Source organism: Thermomicrobium roseum DSM 5159 (genome assembly GCF_000021685.1).
GTDB classification, from domain to species: Bacteria; Chloroflexota; Chloroflexia; order Thermomicrobiales; family Thermomicrobiaceae; genus Thermomicrobium; species Thermomicrobium roseum.
In genome coordinates this window covers 1,955,915-1,979,642 of record NC_011959.1, presented here as the reverse complement: position 1 = coordinate 1,979,642, position 23,728 = coordinate 1,955,915, and the positions used below count along the sequence as shown (strand labels likewise).

19 protein-coding genes are annotated in these 23,728 nt (G+C 61.4%); 12 read left to right on the top strand and 7 right to left on the bottom strand.

Translation table 11 applies throughout. The annotated features are described in order from the left end of the window. Positions 1-131 precede the first annotated feature (131 nt). Positions 132-1,328, top strand: coding sequence for a hypothetical protein (locus TRD_RS09150; protein ID WP_041436095.1), 1,197 nt, complete (start codon positions 132-134; stop codon positions 1,326-1,328). Between the two features lie 99 nt (positions 1,329-1,427). Beyond that, complete coding sequence (locus TRD_RS09145) at positions 1,428-2,627, top strand: mandelate racemase/muconate lactonizing enzyme family protein (protein ID WP_015922899.1); 1,200 nt, start codon at positions 1,428-1,430, stop codon at positions 2,625-2,627. 338 nt (positions 2,628-2,965) lie between these two features. Here the strand turns inward: TRD_RS09145 and TRD_RS09140 are convergent, their stop codons facing one another. Continuing rightward, positions 2,966-4,228, bottom strand: a complete 1,263-nt coding sequence (locus TRD_RS09140) for an enolase C-terminal domain-like protein (RefSeq protein ID WP_015922898.1) — start codon at positions 4,226-4,228, stop codon at positions 2,966-2,968. Between the two features lie 88 nt (positions 4,229-4,316). On the opposite strand from TRD_RS09140, the gene TRD_RS09135 reads away from it, so the two are divergent. Beyond that, positions 4,317-5,489 carry a mandelate racemase/muconate lactonizing enzyme family protein gene (locus TRD_RS09135; protein ID WP_015922897.1) on the top strand — a complete coding sequence of 391 codons (1,173 nt, stop codon included), beginning with the start codon at positions 4,317-4,319 and terminating at the stop codon, positions 5,487-5,489. A gap of 13 nt (positions 5,490-5,502) precedes the next feature. Here the strand turns inward: TRD_RS09135 and TRD_RS09130 are convergent, their stop codons facing one another. Continuing rightward, the gene (locus TRD_RS09130) at positions 5,503-6,546 is read right to left on the bottom strand and encodes an ABC transporter ATP-binding protein (protein ID WP_015922896.1); all 1,044 of its coding nucleotides are present in this window, start codon (positions 6,544-6,546) and stop codon (positions 5,503-5,505) included. After that, a complete protein-coding gene (locus tag TRD_RS09125; protein ID WP_041436094.1) occupies positions 6,543-7,514 on the bottom strand; it encodes an ABC transporter ATP-binding protein in 972 nt (323 codons plus the stop codon). Before TRD_RS09125 ends, TRD_RS09130 begins: the two co-directional genes overlap by 4 nt. Positions 7,515-7,677: 163 nt before the next feature. On the opposite strand from TRD_RS09125, the gene TRD_RS09120 reads away from it, so the two are divergent. The 3 genes from TRD_RS09120 (at position 7,678) to TRD_RS09110 (ending at position 11,482) form a co-directional block, all read left to right on the top strand. Then, on the top strand, positions 7,678-9,522 hold the full coding sequence (locus tag TRD_RS09120) for an ABC transporter substrate-binding protein (protein ID WP_015922894.1): 1,845 nt from the start codon (positions 7,678-7,680) through the stop codon (positions 9,520-9,522). A 105-nt stretch (positions 9,523-9,627) separates the two neighbouring features. Next, the gene (locus tag TRD_RS09115; RefSeq protein WP_015922893.1) at positions 9,628-10,632 is read left to right on the top strand and encodes an ABC transporter permease; all 1,005 of its coding nucleotides are present in this window, start codon (positions 9,628-9,630) and stop codon (positions 10,630-10,632) included. 10 nt (positions 10,633-10,642) lie between these two features. Continuing rightward, positions 10,643-11,482: an ABC transporter permease gene (locus TRD_RS09110; RefSeq protein ID WP_015922892.1), complete on the top strand. Its 840-nt coding sequence runs from the start codon at positions 10,643-10,645 to the stop codon at positions 11,480-11,482. 1,059 nt (positions 11,483-12,541) lie between these two features. Here TRD_RS09110 and TRD_RS09105 read toward each other — a convergent pair. Both TRD_RS09105 and TRD_RS09100 read right to left on the bottom strand, forming a co-directional pair. Beyond that, complete coding sequence (locus TRD_RS09105) at positions 12,542-13,258, bottom strand: NAD-dependent epimerase/dehydratase family protein (protein ID WP_015922890.1); 717 nt, start codon at positions 13,256-13,258, stop codon at positions 12,542-12,544. A 1-nt stretch (position 13,259) separates the two neighbouring features. Continuing rightward, positions 13,260-13,508: a hypothetical protein gene (locus TRD_RS09100; RefSeq protein WP_015922889.1), complete on the bottom strand. Its 249-nt coding sequence runs from the start codon at positions 13,506-13,508 to the stop codon at positions 13,260-13,262. Positions 13,509-13,612: 104 nt separating this feature from the next. On the opposite strand from TRD_RS09100, the gene TRD_RS09095 reads away from it, so the two are divergent. The 5 genes from TRD_RS09095 (at position 13,613) to TRD_RS09075 (ending at position 19,544) form a co-directional block, all read left to right on the top strand. After that, entirely contained in the window at positions 13,613-14,485 is an 873-nt protein-coding gene (locus TRD_RS09095) for an SMP-30/gluconolactonase/LRE family protein (RefSeq protein ID WP_143714677.1), read from the top strand. 130 nt (positions 14,486-14,615) lie between these two features. Further along, complete coding sequence (locus TRD_RS09090) at positions 14,616-15,809, top strand: mandelate racemase/muconate lactonizing enzyme family protein (RefSeq protein ID WP_015922887.1); 1,194 nt, start codon at positions 14,616-14,618, stop codon at positions 15,807-15,809. A 29-nt stretch (positions 15,810-15,838) separates the two neighbouring features. Then, positions 15,839-16,588: a ribonuclease activity regulator RraA gene (locus tag TRD_RS09085; protein ID WP_015922886.1), complete on the top strand. Its 750-nt coding sequence runs from the start codon at positions 15,839-15,841 to the stop codon at positions 16,586-16,588. Between the two features lie 75 nt (positions 16,589-16,663). Continuing rightward, positions 16,664-18,292, top strand: a complete 1,629-nt coding sequence (locus TRD_RS09080) for an N-acyl-D-amino-acid deacylase family protein (RefSeq protein ID WP_015922885.1) — start codon at positions 16,664-16,666, stop codon at positions 18,290-18,292. A 10-nt stretch (positions 18,293-18,302) separates the two neighbouring features. Then, a complete protein-coding gene (locus TRD_RS09075; RefSeq protein ID WP_015922884.1) occupies positions 18,303-19,544 on the top strand; it encodes a zinc-dependent alcohol dehydrogenase in 1,242 nt (413 codons plus the stop codon). A gap of 64 nt (positions 19,545-19,608) precedes the next feature. Here the strand turns inward: TRD_RS09075 and TRD_RS09070 are convergent, their stop codons facing one another. Beyond that, on the bottom strand, positions 19,609-20,775 hold the full coding sequence (locus tag TRD_RS09070) for a class II aldolase/adducin family protein (RefSeq protein ID WP_226980697.1): 1,167 nt from the start codon (positions 20,773-20,775) through the stop codon (positions 19,609-19,611). 80 nt (positions 20,776-20,855) lie between these two features. Beyond that, on the bottom strand, positions 20,856-21,851 hold the full coding sequence (locus TRD_RS09065; RefSeq protein WP_143714676.1) for a diacylglycerol/lipid kinase family protein: 996 nt from the start codon (positions 21,849-21,851) through the stop codon (positions 20,856-20,858). A 234-nt stretch (positions 21,852-22,085) separates the two neighbouring features. On the opposite strand from TRD_RS09065, the gene TRD_RS13775 reads away from it, so the two are divergent. Beyond that, entirely contained in the window at positions 22,086-23,714 is a 1,629-nt protein-coding gene (locus TRD_RS13775; protein ID WP_015922881.1) for a LysM peptidoglycan-binding domain-containing protein, read from the top strand. Positions 23,715-23,728 lie beyond the last annotated feature (14 nt).

Genomic DNA, 23,728 nt, shown 5'->3' with positions numbered 1-23,728 from the left:
CACCGGCGCCGTCCATCGCCCCCTCTTCCCCGATCCCGACCGTGAGCGCCGAACCGAGCCCGACCATCCCGGTCCTTCCGACTCCCTCGGTGCCAGTCGATCTGCCTCCTTCATGTTCCATAGCGAGCACGATGGAATCGCTCCAAACATTCCTCTGGGCGGTGAGCCGAACCGACCTTCCCCTGCTCCGCCAGCTGATTCTCACCAGCGAGGCCACCACGATGAGACGATGGTTTGCGGTCATCCCGCGCGAGCCGGATCGACTCGCCACCGGGCTCTTCGCCGAGCGCCCCGAAGCGTTTCTGGATTGGGTCGAGCAGCGAGCGCTCCAGCGTGAGCGCTGGAGCATCCTCGAGTTTCTCCGTTTTCAGCCGGAAGAGACCGATCGCGTGCGCGTGACCGCAGCACTCTTGCGCGAGGCCGACGACCTGCTGGCGAAACCGATGGTCACGATGATCGAGCTCGATTGTCAGCGCGGTACCGTCATCTCGGTCATCGTCGGCGCGATCGGTGGCCAGGATGTACCGGAGCGTGCCGAAGATCTTCTCGCGAGCGCGCTCAGCCAGCGTCCCCTGCGCGGGATCGAGGGAAGCCCGAACTGCCCGCGCAGTCCGTGGGCTTTTGGAACAGCAGTTGGCGAAGGGCCAGTTTACTTGGAAATCGGGCCGGACGCGGTCGTCAATCTCGGCGATCTCGTCGCCAGTGAGCAGGCAGAACTCCGCGTGCCGGTCATCGTCGCTGCCAGCGAACGTGGACCAGTACTGTTGCGCTTGTTCCGTGCGACAGATCTCTCACTGATTCCCTCGGTGGGGGAACGCTCTGTCTGGTTCATCGAACCGGATGCCGCGACTCCGCGCCGAATCGTCCTCGACCTTCCGGTGGATGCCCCGGGTTGCTACGTGCTCCAGGCGGACGGTCCCACGTGGCAAACACAGCTCGTCTTCGAGGTCGTTCCCGAAACCATCGAGTTCCTCGCTCCCACGCTGGCTGGCGTGACGTTGCCGGTTCAGCTGCAGGTCCTTTCCGCTGTCCGCGATGGTCCGGAGAGCGTGCGCGTCAGCCTGGCTGGGCCAACGCTCGTGGCTCGCATGCAAATCAGTCTCGGTGGGCTCGGAACCCCCTACCTGGGACCAGCTACCCACTGCACACAAGAATTGGATTCGATCGAACTCTGCTGGACACCCCATCCGGTCTGGGGTTGGCCCCAAGCCGCGGTCTGGGACGATGGCATCCGGCGCTACCAGTTGGCTATTCTCGCCGGTGGGCGCGACGCGTGGAGCGAGAGAGACTTGCTTCATTTAGCAACACTTTTGATAGACAAGCGCTGATGGTGACGATCGCTCATCGGATAGCCTCATAGAGGCAATGATCCATGTTATAATATGCTGGACACCAATCATGCTTGGGAAAGCGAAAGGAAGCTCGATATGCGTATCGTAGCGCTGGAAACGCTTCGCCTTAATGAATTTCCAAATCTTCTCTGGGTCCGTCTTCATACGGATAAAGGATACGTTGGGATTGGAGAAACGTTTTTCGGTGCACAAGCCGTTGAATCCTATCTCCATGAGTCGGTCGCGCCCTATCTGCTTGGTCAGGATCCACGCGACATTCAACGACACGCACGTGCGCTCAGGCAATATGTTGGATTCTGCGGAACTGGTGTCGAGCAGCGCGGTAACTCCGCTATCGACTTAGCACTCTGGGATCTGATTGGTCGCGCTACTGGACAACCGCTATACCAGGCACTCGGCGGTCGCGTCCGAACGGAGATTCCTGTTTACAACACCTGTGCCGGCTATCGTTACATTCGAGCGCAGCCTCGCCAGGCAGTCGAGAACTGGGGACTCCCTGAGAACCCTTCTGAGGGCCCCTATGAAGATCTCGAAGCTTTCCTGACACGCCCGGATGCCCTGGCACGCGATCTTCTTGCGATGGGGATTCGGGCCATGAAAATATGGCCTTTTGATCCTGAAGCCGAAAGGACGAACGGGCAGTTTTTGAGCCTTTCTGATCTTGAGCGCTGCCTGGAACCGTTCCAACGGATACGCGCCACTGTTGGTCAAGAGATGGAGCTTCTTGTCGAACTCCACGGGCTCTGGAATCTTCCCATGGCCGTGCGCATTGCTCGGGCACTCGAACCGCTGAAACCTCTCTGGATCGAGGATCCCATTCGGAGTGATGATCTTGATGCCCTTGCCACGCTGGCGCGCGTAACACCCATTCCGCTTGCGTTGAGCGAGACACTCGGACCCCGCTCAGCGTTTCGACAACTCCTTGAGCAGCGCATCCCTGGTTTCATACTGTTCGACCTCGGATGGTGCGGCGGGCTGACGGAAGCTCGAGCTATTGCTGCCATGGCTGAAGCTTATCAGCTACCTGTTGCCCCTCATGACTGCACTGGGCCTATTGTTTTCACTGCTTCCGTACACTTCTCCTTGTCGATACCGAATTCTTTCATTCAGGAATTCGTGCGAGCCTTCTACTTCGGTTGGTATCAAGAGATTGTCACCAACCTACCACCATTTGCTAACGGCCTCATTTCTGCCCCTGAAGAAGCGGGACTAGGTACTGACCTGCGTCCGGAACTTTGGGAACGCTCGGACGTCCATATTCGGATCAGTCATTGACGAGACGCCTCATATGGGGAGAGCTTGGGCAACAAAAAGACGCTAAAGCCTGCCCGCTGATACTCCGAACGATTTTCCTGCCGAATGAGTGGAGGGAGAGGTCCATCGTTCACGCAAGCCCCAGAGGTTATCCACAATGCATTGCTGCATCCACTCGGACCTTTCCTGCGCCATGAGTGAAGAAAGTGGTGTGGCCATTTTATCTCCCATAATCAGACACATCAGCTGGATACTTCAGTCATTGACTGTACCCTTTCTCATCAGAATCTTCTCGAGAGTAGTATCTTGGCATCCTTTCACTGAGCACCTCAACACTCAGGTGCGCATCGAATGCGTGTTTAAGGGCGTAATACGGTACCGTCGACTCCCCGTAATGGTGGCCAACTGCCCTCCAAGACATGATCTGGGAACGAGTATTTCGCAGCTAACTGCTCATTCAGATCGACACCGAGCCCCGGTCGATCATTCGGCCATAGCATACCATCGCGGATTTCCGGCGTCCCAGGAAAAACCTCGCGGGCTGTCTCCGTGAACTCATGTTGCTCCTGGATCCCAAAGTTGGGAATGGCCAATCCGAGATGCAAGTTCGCTGCATGCCCAACTGGCGATACATCACCCGGTCCGTGGAATGCAGTGCGCACACCAAAAAATTCACAAAGGGCGGCAAGTTTTCGCGCAGGCGTCAAGCCACCGATTGCGGAGAGATGGACGCGAATGAAATCGAGAAGGCGCTCGCGCACCAGCGGCACGTACTCTGCTGGGTTGACGAAGAGTTCACCAAGCGCGATCGGGGTGGCACACTGACTGCGAAGGAGCCGTAAATACTCAGCATCCTCCGGAGAAACAGGATCCTCGAGGAAGAACAGCCGATACGGCTCTAAAGCTTTGGCAAGTTGGATCGCGTCAATCGGTGGCACGCGCTCATGGACATCATGGAGAAGCTCAACTTCTTCGCCCACACGAGAGCGGAGATAATCGAAAAGTCGCGGAATGATGCGACAGTACGCTCGGGGGTCCCAATCACGACGCTCACTGAGATCCCCTTTCACGCCGTACGTCGACCGCCCAGGAACTGCCACTTGACATCTTATAAAGCGATATCCACGTGTTGCGAACTCGCGGACCTGCTCCTCTACCTCTTGGAAGTCGCGTCCAGCAGCGTGCGCGTAAAGGGGAAGGGCAACGCGACACCGACCGCCGAGGAGCTGATAGAGCGGCATTCCTGCTCGTTTTCCCTTGATGTCCCACAATGCCATGTCCACGCCGGAAAGCGCGTTGTGGAGCACCGGGCTATTGCGCCAGTACGAGCTGAGGTATGCTGCTTGCCAGATATCCTCAATATCGTCGACACTCCTTCCAATGAGAAACGGCTTGAGATACCGTTCCACAGCGGCCACTACCGCGAGTGGTCGCTGGGTGAACGTTGCGCAACCGAGGCCGTAGAGGCCTGGCTCCGTGGTCTCCACTTTGACGACGACAAGCCGTATCCCTTCGGGAGCAGTGCAGATCGCTCGCACTTCGCGGATACGCACTACTGGCTCGCCGAGAGGCTCCCACGGCGGTGAGGTCCAGAGATTTCCGCCTGCAGCATTGAACCCCATGGCTGCTCCCCTCGCCGATTGTGCCTGCTCATTTGACAATGTTACTATCTCATATTGAGGCCATCAACCATATGAAAGGAGTCCAGAGATGCGTATCGTAGACATAAAAACTGCTGTTATTGCCGGTAATTTCGACTGGATTCTGGTTCGTGTCGAGACCGACGAGGGATTGAGCGGGCTCGGTGAGGCATATTGGGGAACTGGGGTTGTGGAACTCATCGATGCAGCCAAGCGCCTGATCGTCGGAGAAAATCCGTTCGATGTATCGAAACTACTTTTTAAAATGCAGCGCGGACTCTCTGGAGCCGGCGCACAAGCCGGAGCGACCGTTACGGCGATCAGTGGCATCGAAATAGCCCTTTGGGATCTGGTAGCACGAGCATTGAACACTCCGCTTTCGACCCTTTTTGGAGGTCGGTTCCGTTCACAAATTCGCGTCTATGCTGATCTCCATGCTGGGGAAGAACCCACTCCGGAGAGTTGGGCTCGTCGCGCGAAGCAGGCAGTAGAGCAGGGTTTTACTGCCATCAAGTTCGACCTCGATGCACCGAACCCCTATACCCGCGACATCTCCGACGATGCCGATCCTCGCCGTTCCTGGTACGAGCCATACAATCGAACAGTCGGCAGCGCCGAGCGCCGCTACCTCCAGCAGGTGGTCGCCGCAGTGCGCGAGACGATCGGGCCTGATATCATGCTTGCCCTCGACTGCCATTGGAAGTACGCTGTCCCGGACGTGATCCAGCTTGCGCATGCCTTGGAGCCGTACGATCCGCTCTGGCTGGAAGATCCGATCCCGCCAGACAATGTCGATGCGTTGGTGACCGTGGCCCGCAGCACGCGCATCCCGATCTGTACCGGCGAGAACCACTACCGGCTGCAGGGATTCCGCGAGCTCATCGAGCGACAGGCCTGTAGCATTGTGGCTCCCGACATCCCGAAGATGGGTGGCCTCCTCGAGGCGCGCACAGTCGCAGCATGGGCGGACCTCTATGGGATGCTCGTGGCTCCGCACAACGTCTGCAGCCCGATCGGCACGGTGGCCGCAGCGCACCTCTGTGCAGCGATCTCCAACTTCCTCGTGTTGGAATTTCACGCGCTCGATGTGCCATGGTGGGATGAAATCGTCCTCGAGCGACCGGTCATTCGCAACGGGTTCATCACCCTCAGCGACGCACCAGGCCACGGCCTCACGCTCAATGAGGAGGTTGCGCGCGCCCACGCCAAGCCGGGAACGACCTTCTTCGGTGAACCCGTGTGAGCGATCGTCGCACTCAGTTCGGCGCTTCTGCGCCTGTTCCTGCGCGGTTGCGCAAGACTACGGTGAGGTCATCGTTCGTAACGACCGGCTGCTCCCTATAGAGGAAGCACGCCACGGCGCGATCCGGGCTGAGCTGGAAGAGCGGCGGGGACTCCTCTTGGCAGATCGGCAGAGCAAAGGGGCACCGATCAACGAACTTACAGAAACGCGGGCCGACTGGCCTGAGGCCCGCTGGCTGGCCGAGTGCCCGCTCACCCAGCCATGGCCGATCTGGACGGGGAAGCGGAATGGAGCCGACCAGTAGGCGCGTGTACGGATGGGCTGGTTCACGAACGACCGATTCGACTCGCCCGGCTTCGACCACTACCCCGCGGTAGAGCACGACGATATCATGACTCACCTGATATGCTGTCGTCAGGTCATGAGTGATATAGAGGACCGAGACGCCATGCTCTCGGTGCAGACTCAAGAGACTCCCGAGGATGGTCGCACGGAGCGAGGCGTCGACCATGGAAACCGGCTCATCCGCGATCAGCACCTTCGGGCGCAAGAGCAAGGCTCGCGCAATCATGAGTCGCTGCCGCTGGCCGCCCGACAGCTGATGCGGATAACGCCCTAATGTCTCCTCCACTCGCAACCCGACCTCGACGAGCGCCTGCTCCATCAACGCCCGCGCCATCCGACGGTCTCCCGCCAGGCGAAAGTTTCGAATCGGCAGCTCGAGGACATGGTCGACCTTATAAAAGGGATTATAGACCTCATAGGGGTCCTGGAAGACAGCCTGCACCTCTTGGAGGAAGCGACGACGGCCTTGGCGATGCAGCAAGCGCAAAGAGGTACCTCGGTAGCAGACATCACCGCTCGTCGGCTGCAGCAGACCGAGGAGCAGACGAGCAAGTGTCGTCTTCCCTGAGCCACTCTCCCCCACAACCGCGATAAAACTCGGGGAAGCCTCATCGAAGGCGATCGAGAAGTCCTCGAGCGCGACCACCTGACTACGATGCCAGAGTCCACCGCCAAAGACCTTCCGCACACGGCGAGCTTCGAGCAAGCTCATGTCGTCCCTCCGTTTTCGACCAGGTGGCACGCGACCCACCGCCTTGGGCGCACCTCACGGAGGAGCGGGCGTTCCATCCGGCACCGGTCGATCGCGACCGGGCAGCGTGGATGGAAAGCGCACCCCGCTGGCGGGTTGAGCAATGACGGTGGAAGACCGGCAATCCCGCGCAACTCTCCACGCCCGTCGAGCGATGGCAAGCTAGCAATGAGAGCCCGCGTATAGGGGTGCAAAGGTTCTGTCAAAATCTCGCGCGTCGGGCCAACCTCGACGAGTCGTCCAGCATACATGACCGCAATGCGATCTACCGTCTGCGCGATCAACCCCATATCATGGCCGATCAGAATCACCGCTGCGCCGATCTCGCGCTGGACGGCACGCAGCGTCTCCATCACTTGCCATTGCACCACCACATCGAGCGCGCTGGTCGGCTCGTCAGCAACGAGCACCTTCGGCTCCAAACTGATAGCCAGAGCAATGCAGACCCGCTGCTTCATGCCACCGCTCAGCTCGTGGGGGTAGAGATGCGCCACCTCGGGGCGAAGGCCAACCCGCTTAAGCAGCGTCGCGATGATGCGGTCGTACTCCTGCTCACCAAGCTGCACCCCATGGTCCCGTAACGCGAGGAGAAAGTGATCGCGCACCCGTTTCACCGGATTGAGGGAGTTCATCGCCCCTTGGGCCACCAGAGCGATCTGCGCAAGACGATAGTTCCGCATGTCCTCTTCGTCGAAGGCCAGAAGATCTCTGCCATCCAAGACGATCTGACCACGTTCGATTCGTCCAGGAGGCTTTATTAACCGCAATAGCGCAAGTGCTACTGTTGACTTTCCACTACCTGACTCCCCAACGATCCCGAACCATTCTTGAGGATGAACAGAAAATGTTACTCCTTCAACTGCACGTACTGGACCAGCAGGGGTATGGTAGTATACGGTGAGGTCTTTGACTTCCAAAATCGGACGCATCGCGTCACCGTTCCTTGCTGCTCGCTTCACCTTGACGCTTGTCACCTTGTCAGCTAGACTTGCTATGAGGGTACCAATGTGCTGTAGGCAATGACAAGCTCGTTTTCTCCGCCCTCTAGTGTCTGGCGACGAGCGGTCGGATGCTTCGAGGAGGAGGACCGCGATGGATAACCCATTGACGCAGCGGACGTCTCGCCGCGCCTTTCTCGGTCGCCTCGTTGGTGTCGCTGGAGTCTCGGCTCTGCTTGCCGCGTGTCGCGCTCCCCGTGCCCCCACCCCGGCACCGGGTCAGACCCCGGTTGCCGCGGTGACGCCAACCGTCCCTGGTCCTACTCCGATCCCCGGCCAGATACCTGCCAAACCACGCAACCGCACCCTGATCCTCCGCTGGGGCGGACAAGAGGGACGGCACGTCGACTGGGAACTCTGGAACGGCTACGCTATTGGCGCCAATCACCAGAATGGGCTTGGCATCCTCTACGAGCCGCTCGCGTATTACTCGGCGTTCGCCGACAAGTGGTACCCCTGGTTGGCCGAGGACTGGCAGTATAGCGGCGATTTTAAGGAACTCACCATCAAGACGCGCTCTGGCATCACATGGAGCGATGGCAAACCCTTCACCGCTCACGATGTCGCCTTCACGCTCAATAGTCTTCGTGATCTTGGAACCAAGGTACGATGGGGCGTCGACGTTCAGCAGTTCGTTCAGGAGGCGGTGGCCGAGAGCGACACGCTCGTGCGGGTGAAGTTCAAGGTACCCGCTCCGCGCTTCTTCTACTTTATGACCTACAAGTTCGACATCGGCGTCTACATCGTCCCGAAGCATATCTATGAGAATCAAGATTGGACCACCTTTACCGCGTTCGACCCCGAGCGCGGCTGGCCAGTCACCACCAGTCCGTGGCGGGTCGTTTTCTCTTCGCCGGAGCAGAAGGTCATCGACCTGCGTGACGACGAGTGGTGGGCAGTGCGCGCTGGGCTCGTCAAGGCGAAGCCACGCGTCCAGCGGGTCGTCTACCTTCCATTCACGCTCGAGGAGCAGGTCGCGCAGCAGATCATCGCCAACGAGGTCGACTGCTCCCTCGACCTCCGGCCGCTCACGATGAAGACCGTGCTCCAGCAGAATCCGAAAGTGATCACCCACACCTACAAGGATCCTCCCTATGGCTACGAAGATTGGTGGCCGACTTCGCTGTATGTCAACTGCGAGCGTGCGCCATACAACGATAAGGATGTCCGCTGGGCACTCAGCTACTTCATCGATCGCAAGACGTTGATCGAGGTTGCGCTGGGTGGGGCGGGGGAGCCGACCGAGCTTCCGCTGCCACACTACACTGGTCTTCTTCCATTCTTCGACGCTGTCCGTGATCTGCTGCAGCAGTATCCGACCAATGAGTTCAATCCTCAGAAGGGAAATCAGCTCCTCGAGGGCAAGGGGTGGCGCAAGAACGCCGAGGGCTTTTGGGAGAAGGATGGCAAGGTCCTTGAGGTACCGATAGAGAGCTTTGCCGTCATGGCTGATATCGGCCCGGTGATTGCCGAAATGCTGCGTCGCCAAGGAGTGCGTTCTTCGTACGCCATGCCGCCGGACTTCTTTGACCGCTTCGGGAAAGGGGATTACAATGCCTCGCTCTTCGGGCACGGAGGCAGCATCGGGCTCGATCCGTACTTCACCCTGCGCCTGTACCAGTCGGTGACCGAGGCTGTCCCGGGCGGCCATCAGGTGAACTTTTCACGGTGGAAGAATTCCCAGTTCGACAAGATCGTCGACGAAATGGCTGTCACACCACCGGAGCAACGCGACAAAATTATGGACCAGTGGCGGCGGGCCATGGAGATCTGGTTGCCTGAGTTGCCGGACATTCCGATCCAGAAGTGGTTCCATCGCATTCCGATGAATACGACCTACTGGCAAAACTGGCCCACGCGCGACAATCCGTATGTCAATGGCGCTTTCTGGCACCTGACGTTCCAGCTCATTCTCAACGAACTCGAGCCGACACAATGAGACGATTTCGCATCGCGCTGAGGACGAGCAGCTGCGCGGCTTGCTGCCCAGCGCGGTGTCCAATTGTTTTCTGAGGTACGGAGCTGGTCACAAGGCTGGACAACCATGCGCCTCCAATACGTGATGCGCCGGTTCCTACTCCTGTTCTTGGTCGTGTGGGTGGCGGCCACGCTGAACTTCTTCCTCCCCCGCCTGGGAGGTCGCGATCCTATTCGCCAGAAACTCATGGAGCAAGCGGGTGCCGGGGGGTATGTCCATACCGGCATAGACGAAATGGTCCAAGAATACAACCGTAAATTTGGTTTAGACAAGCCGCTGTGGCAGCAGTACCTAACCTACCTCGGTGACGTTTTCCGACTCGACCTCGGGTATTCGATCGCTCATTATCCACGTCGTGTCAGTGATGTCCTGGCCGAATCGCTTCCCTGGACGATCGGTTTGCTCGCCACCACGACCATACTTGCGTTCGTGGTGGGCACTATTCTTGGTGCACTCCTGGGTTGGCCCAGGAGTCCCCGTTTCGTCCAGTATCTGTTCCCCCCTCTCCTCACTCTCTCTGCGGTTCCGTACTTCCTCCTTGGCCTTCTTCTCCTCTATCTCTTCGCCTTCCGCCTCAAGCTGCTGCCTCTGTTCGGTGGTTATACACCAGGCACTTTCCCGAGTTTCTCGCTCAGCTTCGCGCTCGACGTCCTCCGACATTCCATCCTCCCGGCTGCTTCCATCCTCCTGGCTTCCCTCGGTTTCTGGGCACTCGGCATGCGAGCCATGACTGTCACCGTCGAAGGGGAGGACTTCATGACTTTCGCTGAGGCGATCGGTCTGCGTGACCGAACCCTCTTCTATCACTATGTGATTCGCAATGCGCTTCTTCCCCAGACGACTGCTCTGGGACTGGCCCTCGGCCAAATCCTCTCCGGTGCACTGTTGGTTGAAGTCGTCTTCTCTTATCCTGGCATTGGAACCACTCTTTACCACTCGATCCGCACATTCGACTACTTTATGATTCAGGGCATCGTGTTCACAGTTGTTCTCGGAGTTACGTTCGCCACCTTTATCCTCGATCTTCTTTATCCTCTGATCGACCCCCGTATCACCTATCAGGCGCGGTAAAGGAGGTCTTATGTGGGCATACCTCCGTCGTAATCCGAGCCTCTTGGTCGGTCTCATCTTGCTCGGCATCGTCCTCGCCTTCGCCGGCATCGGCCGTCTCGTTTGGGATACATCCATGGCCGCTCCTCTTTCCTCCATGCCGAACCAGGGCCCCTCTTGGGAGCATCCTTTAGGAACCGACCGTCAAGGCCGCGATATCTTGGCAGTGATGATCGTCGGAACCCCCCTCACCCTCTACATAGGGGTTCTCGCTGGCCTGCTCGGTGTCATCGTGGGCACGATCCTTGCCCTCCTCTCAGGCTACTTCGGTGGGATCATCGATAGTATCGTCCGCGGCATCGTCGATGTGGGGCTCACGATCCCGCCGCTACTCGTCCTGATCCTGGTTGCCGTCTCAGTTCGGGCAAATCTCTCGATTTCCCAGATGGCTCTCGTCGTTGCCTCGCTCGCGTGGCTCTGGCCGGCACGAACGATCCGTTCTCAGGTCCTCACGCTGCGTGAGCGGGCCTGGGTCCAAGTTGCCCGCTTGTCCGGGGCCAGCCACTCGCAGATCCTCTTCTTCGAGGTCCTTCCTAACCTGCTTCCGTATCTCATGGCCACCTTCGTCGGGGCCGTGGCCTCCGCCATTCTCGCCTCCATCGGCCTGGAGGTCATCGGACTCGGTCCGATGGAGGCGAACACGCTGGGGATGACGATCTATTGGGTCAGCTATTACGCTGCCCTGCTGCATGGAATGTGGTGGTGGTTTTTGCCACCCATCGTGATCATCATCGCGATTTTCGTCAGCCTCTTCGCCATTTCGGCCGGGCTTGACGAGTTCGCCAACCCGCGGCGTCGCCGAGCGGTGTAGCCCACGGCCCCAGCAGCCCTCGTCCCAGAGGAGCCACCGGAGTAGCACTCGCTGCGACCTCCCCATCATGGACGAGCAGCCGCTGGACCATCGCGCGCGAACCGGGCATCCAGCATTGTCTTACGACCTTGCCCAGCGATCCTGAAGGGGTCGCTCCATTTCTCCACGCGTGCGGTGCGTCTACCAATATCCACTGCCGGAACATCCCCCTACGAGGCTCCCTGCCGTTCCCCGCTCGCGTTCAGCCTGCCCGCAAGACCGCAGTTTACCGTTGCAGTCGCGGTCTCGTCCGCATTGCGCCTCATGTCTCCTCGCTCACGGATTGCATGGGCATCACACCCCTGCGCACCCTGGGACAACGGAGGTCCTCGCCTGGCACGGGAGCGGGATAATGGTGATCGACTCGACGCACACCTTGGTAATTACCCAAATGCGGTAGGGAGCGCTCGTCCCCAGTGTTGACCAGGAGTTGAAGGAGCAGGCCTTTGCCACGGTTCGGGGGCACGACTGCACAGCTCAATGCGCGCCTCGGGGCGCTTCCCGCGGGCGGTGCAGCCAGCGCCAGAAGAGGCAGGGGTGCGGCTGGCACTGCATCGGGACGCTCCACCGGTGCTGCACCGGAGGAAGATCGCGTAGATCCCGACCAGTCTCGAGGCGCTGCAGCCAGGCTCACTCTCCATCCTACGCGGTACATGAGCTGACTGTGTGTCAGCGGGGAGCGACCATGAGGGGGTAGAGGTGGTGCAAGCGTTTTGACCAGCGAGAAGATGCGCTTGCAGGACGGGCGGAGTGAACCGGTGCACTTCGTGGAGACGCCCCACGGTGATGGACAGGCGCACGGGTGTGCAGCGCTGCGGGTCTCCCATGCTGTGGGGCTTCAGGGCAGCAATCCGGCCGAACCATAGTCCGACGAGAGCGAGAGAGCCGGACGACGAGGAGGGGACCATCATGCCAGGACAACTGCTTGCCACTCGCTGCTCTGAATGGGGTCGGGCGGGGCGGTCCAGAAACTTGCAAGACGATTGAGCACGACAAGGCAAACCGCGTCATCGTGCCGATTCACTCGATGAAGTAGCGCTCGGCATCGTCCTCGGGACGATAGCCGAGCTTCTCCATCGTATCCGTAATATCCCAGTGCCGGCTGCTATTGCCAGAAATGGCGTAGAACACTCCGTAGAGGAGGTCTGTCTCGAGCGCCCGCTCAACGATCTGCGCACAATCGCGCGGGCTGAGCCACATCCAGCGCGCGATCTCATCGCTCGGTTCCGGAAGGAACCAGCCAATGCGCAGGCAAATCACTGACATTCCGAAGCGATCGCTGTAGTAGCGCCCGAGCAGCTCGCCGAACGCTTTCGATACGCCGTAGAGCGAGTCCGGACGAGGCGGCAGCCAGGAGTACACAGGCCACATGCGGTCACGGTCGTACATGCCCATCACATGGTTCGTCGACGCGAAGACGATCTTTCGAACCCCACTGCGGCGTGCTGCCTCGAAGACGTTATAGGTTCCGATGATGTTGTTGGGCAGCACACTTTCCCAAGGAGCGGTGACCCGCGGATCAGCCGCCAAGTGCACCACAGCGTCGATCCCACGCATCATCGACTCAACCTCGTCGTACTGCGCGATGTCGGCGACGACATGCTCGAAGGTAGTGAGTTCGGCGGGCACCACGCGGTGAAAGTGCAACCGCAGCTGATAGCGGTCGCGAAGAGAGCCAACCAAGGCTCGGCCAATGCGACCCCCGGCTCCAGTGATGAGAACGCGCCGGGGCTGCATCTCAGTAGCCTCCCTCACGCCAGGTCTGTGCCTGAACACCGCGCTGCACCAGGTCCTCGACAACCCTCGAAGCTTCTGCCACAGCCTGGTGCGCGCTGACGATGCATTGGAGATCGATCTCCGCAAGACGGAGCTCGAGTTGGTAGTGCCTCAGCCTCGCCTCGAGCTCGCGCAAGACTTCTGCGATTGGAACGAGGAGTCCAGTGGCATACTGCGTATCGAGATGGAGCTTGACAGGCTCAGCGGTCATCGTTCCCCCTCGGCGATGGCTGCCGCTCTACGCTGTCAGAAGCCTCGACAACAGCTCGTGGCCGGATTCTAATCATAGGAGGAGGCAGGAAAGGGGTGCAAGGGGTGAGCGAGCTAGAGCTGGTCGCAGACTACTCCTGCGTGGTCGGGGAAGGTCCGCTCTGGCACCCGATCGAGCAGTGTGTGTACTGGATCGATATCGCCGATGGCCGACTCTTCCGTTACGAGCCAGCGACGGGAACACATGCACTCGTCTACGGGCCAGGGGAGCCGATCGGCGGCTTCACTATCCAAGAAGATGGAGCGCTGCTCCTGTTCATGGCGCGCGGCGCGATCCGCCTCTGGCGTCAAGGAGTGGTCGAAACCCTCATCGACGAGCTGCCAGCGGAGCGGCACACGCGGTTCAACGACGTCGTGGCCGATCCCTTGGGAGGTGTCTTCTGTGGTACCATGGCGACACCGGATCGCCCTGGGCGACTCTACCGGATCGATCCGGATGGATCTCTCCGGGTCATCCTCAATCGGGTGGGTATCCCGAACGGGATGGATTTCTCTCCTGACCTTCGCACGTTCTACTTTACCGACTCGACCGATCGCACGATCTATGCTTTCGATTACGACGGTATGACCGGCAGCGTGTCGAACCAGCGAGCGCTCATCGTCATTCCTGAAGGAGAAGGAGTCCCTGACGGTCTCACCGTGGATACCAAAGGGTGTCTCTGGTCAGCGCGCTGGGATGGTGGCGCAGTGTACCGCTATTCTCCGACCGGCGAGCTGCTCAGCCGCTTCTCGCTCCCCGCACGCAAGGTTTCGAGCGTGACGTTCGGGGGAGCGGGATACTCCGATCTGTACATCACGACGGCAGGAGGGGATCGCAAGGAGACAGAGGGATGGGGTGCCGGAGGACTCTTCCGGTTGCGCGCGCCTGTTTTGGGTCGTGCCCCATTTCTGAGTCGGATCACCACAGTACAGTTGTGAAGACGCGCTGTGCGCCTTCGGCCGACTGCTTCTGATCGCCAAAGCTCATCTGTTCCCAGCGCTGTGTTCTAGCCCAAAACTCTTCGTGTAGACTCTTACGAGGAGCGCGTCGAGATCACGAGGTGGAACTGTGCGGATTGTTGATTTCCGCTGTGCAGTCATCGCGGGAAGCCCGGTCGTCCGGATCGTGACAGACGAGGGGATCGACGGCTACGGCCAGGTCGAGTCGACGAAGCCGTATGTAAAACCCCAGCTTCTGCTCTTTCGCGACCACCTTCTCGGCGAGGATCCCACCGATGTCGAGCGAGTCATGCGGAAGATCAGGCGCCTGGGCTCATTCAAGCCGTGGGGAAGCGCCGTCAGCGCGATCGAGATGGCTCTCTGGGACATTACCGGCAAAGCCTACGGGATCCCCGTCTACAAGCTCCTCGGTGGCAAGGTCCGCGATCGCGTCCGTGTCTACAACGGCGGGGTACGCCAGCCACTGCGCGGATACGCTCCCGAGGACTTCGTCGAGCATGTCGCGTTCATGAAGCGTGCCCGCGAGTGCTTCAGTATCGTCAAAGTGGCACTGGGCTACCACGGGCCGATGCTGAACGCGATCCCCGGCGCCCGATATGGCGAGCCGGTGAGCGGTGCCGCTCCCTACCTCAACCGAGGGCCTCTCACCGAACGCGGCCTGCGTCATCTCGTAGCCTGCGTCGAAGCGATGAAGGCGGAACTCGGCGACGAGATCGGGCTCGCACTCGACTGCGGCCCCGGTTGGACCGTTCCGGACGCGATCCGCTTTGCGCGAGCTATCGAGCACTTGAACGTCCTTTGGCTCGAAGACTTGATCACCGGTGACTATACGCCGTACGTCCTTGCTGACCTCTACCGCGAGGTGACAACCCAGACGACCGTGCCGATCCATACCGGTGAGCAGATCTATCTCCGGCAGAACTTCGTCGAGCTCATCGAGCGGCATGCGGTCCGCGTGATCGGCCCGGACCCAGCGGATGTCGGCGGCCTGGCGGAACTCAAGTGGATCGCCGAATATGCCGACCTTCACGGTCTCCTCATCGCACCACACGGGATCTTCAATGGACTTATTGGTCTTGCTGCGCTGGTTCACGTCTGCGCGACCTTGCCGGATAACTTCATCGCCTTCGAGTATCCGGTCGCCAAGCCGGACTGGTGGTATAACATCGTTGTCGGCTTGCCTGATCCGATCGTCGTCGATGGCTGCATCACAGTCTGGGATCGGCCAGGTCTCGGTGTGCACTTCGATACCGAGAAGGCGAGCCGGTATCTCGCTGAGGAAGACCAAGGCTTCTTCGATTGACTCGGCTGTATGGCTGTAAGGGGAGAGTGATGGTCGTCAACTCCGCTATTCCCGACATCGAGCGACCGCCGCGCGAGCTACTCGACGCGCTCCAGGCCGACGTCAGTAGCGCAGCGGCGACTGGTGCGCTGTATCGGCTCGGTATCCGCGATTCCCACCTGCGCGGGCTGGTGAGCTTCAACCCTGGTATCAAAGTTGTCGGCCCGGCACTCACCTTGCAGTTCATGCCGAAGCGCGAGGACGTCTATACGCTCGAGGAGTATGGGGACGTCGAGCGGCAGCTGCATCGCCATGTCCTCTACAAAGCCCAGCCAGGCGATGTCGTCGTGGTCGACGCGCGTGGTCACCTGGGGTCGGGTGTATTCGGTGAGATGATGCTGACGTACTTCAAAGCCAAAGGCGGCGTCGGCGTCGTCGTCGACGGCTGTATCCGCGACTTTCCCCGCGTCAAACAGCTCGGCCTCGGACTCTGGCTACGCGGCGTCACCCCGAACTTCCACACTCAAACCGATCTCTTTCCTTTCGCAGTCAATGTCCCCATCGCCTGCGGTGAGCGACTGATCTTTCCGGGTGACATCATCATCGCCGATGACGACGGCGCGGTGGTCGTACCGCGCAAGCTCGCCGAAGCCGTCCTGGCCGATGCCCATGAGCACGCCGAGTGGGAGGAGTTCGCCCGGGAACGCCTCGCTGCTGGCGGGGACCTGCGGAAGTACTATCCGCTTTCCGAGGAAGCACGCCGCGAGTACGAGCAGTGGCGTGAGCACCGCTCTTCCTGAAGCGAGGCTGGTCCCTCGCCCCGCTCGCCCGGCTGCGTTACGATAGCCTCGACTGAGCGAGCTGGGAGGGCGAGCATGGAGATCGATCTCCTCATCCGCAACGGGCGCGTGGTGGACGGGACCGGGAATCCCTGGTTTCAGGCCGACGTCGCCGTCCGCGGCGACCGGATCGTCGCCGTCGCGCCACCCGGTCGGATCGAGCCGAGGAACGCGCGCGAAGTGGTCGATGCGAGCGGGTGCGTCGTCTCTCCTGGTTTCATCGACATCCAGAGCCACTCGATCTACCCGCTCATGCGCGATGGTCGCTCGCTCTCCAAGATCGCGCAGGGAGTCACGACCGAGATCATGGGTGAGGGGTGGACACCAGCCCCGTTCGGAGGCCGCATCAGCGAACCGATCCCCAGCGCCTACTTCGCTCGTCGCTTACCCGAATGGGAAGAGCGCGCGCGGCAGTGGCGGCGCTTCCGCGATTGGCTCGAAGCGATGGTCGAGCGTGGGGTCTCACCGAACATCGGTTCCTTCCTGGCTGGTGGAACGCTCCGCGAGTACGTCAAGGGCTACGACATGTCACCGGCGAGCCCGGACGAGATCGCCGCCATGCGGCGTCTCGTCGCCGAAGCGATGGAAGATGGAGCCTTCGGGGTCGCCTACGCGCTGATCTATCCTCCCGACGCGTATGCCTCCACCGACGAGATCGTGGAAATCTGCCGGGAAGTGGCGCGCTGGGGCGGCCTCTACATCACGCACATCCGTTCCGAGGGTGAGCGACTCTTCGAGGCGCTCGAGGAAGCGATCCAGATCGGCCAGCAGGCTGGCATCCCGGTCGAGATCTACCACCTCAAGGCATCGGGACGCCGCAACTGGTGGAAGTTTCCCAGCGTGCTGGAACGGATCGAGCGCGCTCGACGCGACGGAATCGACGTCACCGCCGACGTCTACCCCTACACCGCAGCGGGAACCGGTCTTGCCTCCGTCTTGCCACCCTGGGTGGCAGCCGGCGGACGCTTCTACGAGAACCTGCGCGACCCCGCCATGCGCGAGCGGATTCGGCGAGAGGTCACCAACCCGTCCGGCGACTGGGAAGCGCTCGGCACCGAGGCCGGCCCGGAGGGGATCATGCCGGTCGGTCTGCACCATCCCAGCCTGCTGCGCTTCGTCGGTAAGCGGCTCTCCGAAATCGCAGCGGAGCGCGGGCAGGACTGGATCGATGCCGCGATCGATCTCCTTTCGATCGAAGGACGGAATATCTTCACGATCTACTTCGTGATGGACGAGACGAACGTGCGGGCAGCGCTCCGGCAGCCTTGGATCAAGGTCGCGACCGATGCCGGTGGACTCGATCCGGCCTGGGCGCGTGCCGAGGGTCCCGTGCATCCGCGCGCCTACGGCACCTACCCCCGCGTCCTGGCCCGCTTCGTGCGGGAACTGCGCGACCTGACACTGGAAGAGGCGATCCGCAAGATGACCTCGGCAGTGGCAGACCGGCTGGGAATCCGCGACCGCGGACAGGTGCGCCCCGGCTTCTTCGCCGACCTCGTCGTTTTCGATCCCGAGTCGGTCGCCGATCGAGCCACGTTCGAGGATCCGCACCAGCTTGCAACCGGAATCCGCTCCGTTTGGGTCAACGGCGTCTGCGTGCTCCGCGACGGTATCCACACCGGAGCCATGCCAGGCCGCATCGTCTCCGGCCCGGCCCGTGCGTAAGGGAGGATCGATGCTCGCGCTCCAGATCGTGGAGAGTGTACCGCGCTATCTCTTGGCCAAGGCGGTCGGTCGCTGGCAACCTGCGGCGTACTGGAACGGCCTCGGGCTTCTCCAGTTACGCGACGTCCCCGAGCCCCGCCTGCCGACACCAGAATGGGTCAGGATCACCACGCGCTACAGTGGGATCTGTGGAAGCGACGTCGGACTGATCACCCTGCACGCCAGCCCGACCACCTCGCCGCTGGTCTCTTTCCCTTTCACGCTCGGCCATGAGGTAACCGGACAGATCAGCGAGCTCGGCTCAGCAGTGGATGGCTTTCGGGTCGGGCAACGCGTCACGGTCAACCCGCTGCTCGCGTGTGCCGCACGCGGTTTTCGGGAACCATGTAGCGAGTGCGCGCGTGGTCTCCCGAACCGCTGTCTCCGCTTCCGCGAAGGCACGATCGCGCCCGGTATCATGATCGGCTTCTGCCGCGACACGGGTGGAGGCTGGAGCGCCAGTTTCGTCGCTCACCGAGCACAGCTGATCCCGATCCCTGACCAGCTGACAGACGAGGAAGCCGTGTTGGCCGAGCCGTTCGGTGTCGCGCTCCATGCAGTGCTCCAAAACCGACCTCCCGACACAGCGACCGTTCTCGTCCTCGGTGCTGGCATCATCGGACTCCTGACGGTCGCCGCACTGCGGGCGATCGGATCGCAAGCCCGCATCCTGGTGACGGCAAAGTATCCGTTCCAAGCCCGAGCTGCCGAGCGACTCGGAGCCGATCTCGTTCTCCTGGGGCGGACAGGCCCGGCGCTCTATCGCGAGATCGCGCGCCTCACGGGTGCGCGTGTCCTGCGTGCACGCTTCGGTCGCTGGTTGGTCCAGGGTGGGGTCGACCAGGTATTCGACTGTGTGGGTTCCAGTCGGTCCGTCCACGACGCGCTCACGCTCACGCGGGCTGGCGGGCGCGTGGTCCTCGTCGGTCTGGCCAGCGACCCACGCAACGTGGACTGGACGCCGATCTGGCTGCGCGAGGTCGAGATCCGTGGGTCGATGGCCTATGCGGAGGAAGAACTGGACGGCATCCGTGCCTCGAGCATCGCCCATGGAGTGCGGCTGATGGCCGAGCGTCGCGTCGAGTTGGGCTGGCTCGTCACCCATCGCTTCGCACTCGCCGAGTACCAGGAAGCGCTGGCGACGGTGACTGGCAAAGGGGCGAACGGCGTCATCAAGGCCGTCTTCGCCTTTTCCGGCGGCAACCGAGTCTGAGGGGATCACCGCTCGAGCGCAACCGAACCGAGACGACATCCCCAGTAGGTTACGCTCGCTGCGATCAGGCCATCGGGACTTGCGGGATCAGCTTCCCATCGATGCGCTCCAGGATCTCGTCCATGCTCCGCCCGGTGATCGTCACCCCGTGATTCTTGAGGCCGATCACCGCTCGCGTCGGATCAGGCTCCTGGGCGAGCACGTTGGAGACCGCCAGTGCCAGCTCCAGCGTCCCGCACGGGTAATTGATCTCGGTCGAGCGGATACCATCCATCCAGGCATGGACATGGACGATCGCACCGATGTCCGGATGTTGCTGGTAGATCATCCAGTGCTCGATCGCATCGACCGAAACCCGACGCGGTTCGACGTTGGGCGGGACGCTCAACACGATGGCAGGAATAGTGGGATCGAACCCGCTGACCAGCAGGATGTCCCGGCCGATGACCTCGAGCTGCGCCTTGTTCACGCCACTGGCACTCATCCAGAAGCGGTGCCGATCCTTGCGGGCGCTCAAGTTGCCGTAGCTCAGCCCGCCGAGGCCGTACAGGCGCTTGACGTGCCGCAAGTCATCCTCGCTCAGGAGTTCGTGAACGGGAAACGGTGCGGGGAGCAGGTTCATCGCTTCCAGTCGCTTCCCGGCCCGCGAGATCTGCTCCGTGATCTCGTCACCGTTCCAGAGTTCCGGCTCGAGGTCGGTGCGGAACACGTTGTTGATGACGAGATGCGATGCCGCCAGGGGATGCAAGCGCTCGTAGATCGTCGCGAAAAACTGAGCGTCCTCGCCTTCTTGATAGGGGATACCGTAATGACCGCGCTCCAGGGTGACGAAATGCGCCTCTGGTCCTTCCGGCCCCGGAACCAAGATGAGCACGAGGTTCGCGAGCGCATAGAGCAGGAAGGGATAGCAAGCGCTCAGGACGTCCGCCGGACGCTCCGGGAGCTCGGTAATGCCGACGACGAACGTCGCCTGCGCTTTGCGGCGATAACGGCGCGGCCGATCATGCTGGAAGACGCTGAGCACGAGCCGGATATCGGGAATCGGCTGCTCATGGTAGATGTGACCGTGCCGCTCCAGTTCCTGCCGCAGACCCTCGACAAACCAGCGCAGGCGCGGAGTTGGCGGTTCCCCATAGATGGTAAACGTGCCGCTTTCCGGCTCTTCGGAAAGAAGACGCAATGCCTCGGCGAGCGCCTCGACCTGGTTGTACATCTTTTGCTCTGTCGTCATCGTTCGCGTCGTTCTCCTCGACTGTTCTCGTGTCGGGCCATACCCCATCGCCCGATTGTGGCAGAGGAGTTATCGCGGGGTCAAGCAGAACCGTCGCAGGCGCCACGCGGCACGCGAAGAGACAACGCCTTGGGGGCGACCCACGCCTCGATATCTGTCGTCCCCACCACCTCACCATCCGTTTCGATCCGCACAGGCTCGACACTGCGCACCGCGACTCGACGAGCGGTCCAATGCTCGACGGCTGGATGACCAAGGTGCGTCCCTCGATAGACCGCCGGAAGCAGGGAACCGAGCAGGGCGAATCGCGAGACGTGACGCAAGGCGAAGACTTCCAGCTTCCCGTCCGTCACCGACGCCATCGGTGCGATCCGCATGCCACCGGCATGAAAGCGGCCGTTGGCCAGCGCGACCATGAGCGCTGGGCCGCGAAACACTGTCGTGCCCTCGATCTCGATCGTGAGTTCGGCCGGTCGATGACGGAGAATCGTCCGCATCGCGCCGACCAGATAAGCGAGGAACCCACCGAGTTGCTTGGTCGATTGGCTCACCCAGGCCGCGGTCTCCGCCCCGAGCCCGATATCCGCCATGTTGACGAAGTAGCGCTGACGGGAGGAGCCATCGCAGGCGCGAAAGCGGATCGCGCCGATATCGACGCGGCAGCGCTGCCCGTAGCGCAGGAGATCGACCGCCTGTTCCGGGCGAACGATACCGAAGAGCCGTGGAAAATCGCGCCCCGTCCCGCACGGCACGATGGTGATCGTCACCGGGCCGATCGGTTGTCCCTGCGCATCCACACAGCCATTGACGACCTCGTTCACTGTGCCATCGCCACCGATGACCAGGAGTTCTCGGGCGCCACGTTCGACCAGTTGCCGAGCCAGAGCGATCCCCGCCCCCGGCTCGGTCGTGTGCACTTCCTCCACGCGCAGGCCGAGCGACTCCAGGCGACGACGCACTGCCGGCCAGGCACGAGCCGGACGACCGCTTCCTGCCACCGGATTCACGATGGCATGCACGGTTTCGGTCGGCAGAGTCGTCAGCCCCTGCGCTGTTCTGGTTCGGGTCTCTTCCATCACTGAGCGCCCTCATCCACTGTCTTCTGCCATCGTACCGTACAGTGAACGATCCGTGAAGGCGGGAATGCGGGACTTTCCGGTGAGGCAGAAAACCGCCGAAATTGCCGCCCTGGATTTGACGGATGCCACCGGACATGTTATCCTGCGCGTGAGGATCGGGTAATCGGCGAGTTCGGCATCACGACGAGCGAATCGACGAGCCGCTGAGGGAAGGGAAGCCGGATAGGGACGATGCCGACCAACCCGCCGAGCGAGGAGTATCGTGAGCCGTCCGCCACCCGAGAGGTGCGCTTCGGCTGGACGCCTGAGCTGGACGCCGCGCGCGAACCAGCGAATGGGCATCGGAACGGGTACCCCGCGATCGAATCGACCGACGCAGTGCACGAGCGGCTCGCTGCTCGTAGCAATGGTGTGTTCGCGGGCAGTGCGAACGGCACCGTCGTCGCCCCTCCTAAACCGCCACGACCTCTCCTGCATGCACCGAAACGAACGGAGCAGCGGCTCCAGCGCCGGTGGACGACTCGCACGATCGGACGCTGGTGCCTCCATCTCGCGGTCGTCGTCTGCGTCGCCACAGTTGCGATCGGCGGAGGATTCTGGCGACGCCCCGTGCCGATCCGTGTCGCAGCTGGAACCGACCAGATCACGGTGATCCAGGACGTCCTGCCCGGCGCGCAGGGCCAACCGGTCGCGAGCGTTCCCGATCTGACGGTGAGCGATCCGCGCATCGGTTATCTGGCGACGGGCGGGCTCGCTGTCAAGCCAGATGTCCTCGTGCTCGATACCTATGTGACGGCAGCGGGAGAAACGATCTACGATGTGGCGCGAGCGACTGGCCGGAGCATCGAGACGCTGCTCTGGGCGAACAATCTCCTCGATCCTGGAGCACCGTTACCGGCTGGGCTGCAGCTCCGCGTTCCACCAGTCGATGGCATGCTGCACCTGGTGCGCGAGGGCGACACGATCGAGGCGATCGCGGCACGCTACGGTGTGCAACCCGACGCGATCACCGGCTACGAGCCCAACGGCGTGCAGCGTGACACCGATCTGGTGCCGAATCGCCTGATCATGGTACCGGGTGGCAAGATGCCCCAACGCGACCGCGTGGTCATGTACACCGTCCAGGAAGGGGATACGCTCTGGAAGATCGCCCAGCGCTTCGGCCTCAAGGTGCAGACGATCACCTGGGCGAACTCCTTGCCTGATCCTGAACTGATCTATCCCGGCCAGCAGCTGGCGATCTTGCCGACCGATGGCGTCATGGTCAAAGTCAAGGAAGGCGACACGATCGAATCCTTGGCCAAGTACTGGGGAGTCGAGCCGGACGCGATCCGCAACTACCCTATGAACGGGATCGGGCCGAACGGCGTCCTGCGCGTCGGCCAGCTCGTGATGATCCCGGGCGGTGAGCCACCCCCGCCACCGCCGCCACCACCGCCGCCTCCCGCCCCACGGGCATCAGCGCCGAGCAATCCACCCGCTCAGCGCCAAGCACCCCGTGGCTCCTTCATCTGGCCGACGACCGGGGTCATCACGCAGTACTTCCATGCCCGGCATAACGGGTGGGACATCGCCAACAACATGTACACACCGATCGTGGCGGCTGACAGCGGAACGGTCATTTTCAGCGGGTGGAACAACTACGGGCTCGGGTACGCCGTTGCGATCGATCACGGAAACGGCTTCGTGACCTGGTACGGGCACATGGCCGAACCACCACCAGTGCAGGTCGGACAGTGGGTCAACCAGGGACAGTACATCGGCCCGATGGGGAGCACCGGCTACTCGACCGGCCCGCATGTCCACTTCATCATCATGTACAACGGCGTCTACCAGGACCCGGCGCTCTACCTGGGATGAGGCCGGTGAGAGGA

What these genes read in the sequence shown, in the direction of transcription:
- TRD_RS09150 (WP_041436095.1), top strand. Translation starts at nt 132, where the DNA reads ATGGAATCGCTCCAAACATTCCTCTGGGCGGTGAGCCGAACCGACCTT.
- TRD_RS09145 (WP_015922899.1), top strand. Translation starts at nt 1,428, where the DNA reads ATGCGTATCGTAGCGCTGGAAACGCTTCGCCTTAATGAATTTCCAAAT.
- TRD_RS09140 (WP_015922898.1), bottom strand. Translation starts at nt 4,228, where the DNA reads ATGGGGTTCAATGCTGCAGGCGGAAATCTCTGGACCTCACCGCCGTGG.
- TRD_RS09135 (WP_015922897.1), top strand. Translation starts at nt 4,317, where the DNA reads ATGCGTATCGTAGACATAAAAACTGCTGTTATTGCCGGTAATTTCGAC.
- TRD_RS09130 (WP_015922896.1), bottom strand. Translation starts at nt 6,546, where the DNA reads ATGAGCTTGCTCGAAGCTCGCCGTGTGCGGAAGGTCTTTGGCGGTGGA.
- TRD_RS09125 (WP_041436094.1), bottom strand. Translation starts at nt 7,514, where the DNA reads ATGCGTCCGATTTTGGAAGTCAAAGACCTCACCGTATACTACCATACC.
- TRD_RS09120 (WP_015922894.1), top strand. Translation starts at nt 7,678, where the DNA reads ATGGATAACCCATTGACGCAGCGGACGTCTCGCCGCGCCTTTCTCGGT.
- TRD_RS09115 (WP_015922893.1), top strand. Translation starts at nt 9,628, where the DNA reads ATGCGCCTCCAATACGTGATGCGCCGGTTCCTACTCCTGTTCTTGGTC.
- TRD_RS09110 (WP_015922892.1), top strand. Translation starts at nt 10,643, where the DNA reads ATGTGGGCATACCTCCGTCGTAATCCGAGCCTCTTGGTCGGTCTCATC.
- TRD_RS09105 (WP_015922890.1), bottom strand. Translation starts at nt 13,258, where the DNA reads ATGCAGCCCCGGCGCGTTCTCATCACTGGAGCCGGGGGTCGCATTGGC.
- TRD_RS09100 (WP_015922889.1), bottom strand. Translation starts at nt 13,508, where the DNA reads ATGACCGCTGAGCCTGTCAAGCTCCATCTCGATACGCAGTATGCCACT.
- TRD_RS09085 (WP_015922886.1), top strand. Translation starts at nt 15,839, where the DNA reads ATGGTCGTCAACTCCGCTATTCCCGACATCGAGCGACCGCCGCGCGAG.
- TRD_RS09080 (WP_015922885.1), top strand. Translation starts at nt 16,664, where the DNA reads ATGGAGATCGATCTCCTCATCCGCAACGGGCGCGTGGTGGACGGGACC.
- TRD_RS09075 (WP_015922884.1), top strand. Translation starts at nt 18,303, where the DNA reads ATGCTCGCGCTCCAGATCGTGGAGAGTGTACCGCGCTATCTCTTGGCC.
- TRD_RS09070 (WP_226980697.1), bottom strand. Translation starts at nt 20,775, where the DNA reads ATGACGACAGAGCAAAAGATGTACAACCAGGTCGAGGCGCTCGCCGAG.
- TRD_RS09065 (WP_143714676.1), bottom strand. Translation starts at nt 21,851, where the DNA reads ATGGAAGAGACCCGAACCAGAACAGCGCAGGGGCTGACGACTCTGCCG.
- TRD_RS13775 (WP_015922881.1), top strand. Translation starts at nt 22,086, where the DNA reads ATGCCGACCAACCCGCCGAGCGAGGAGTATCGTGAGCCGTCCGCCACC.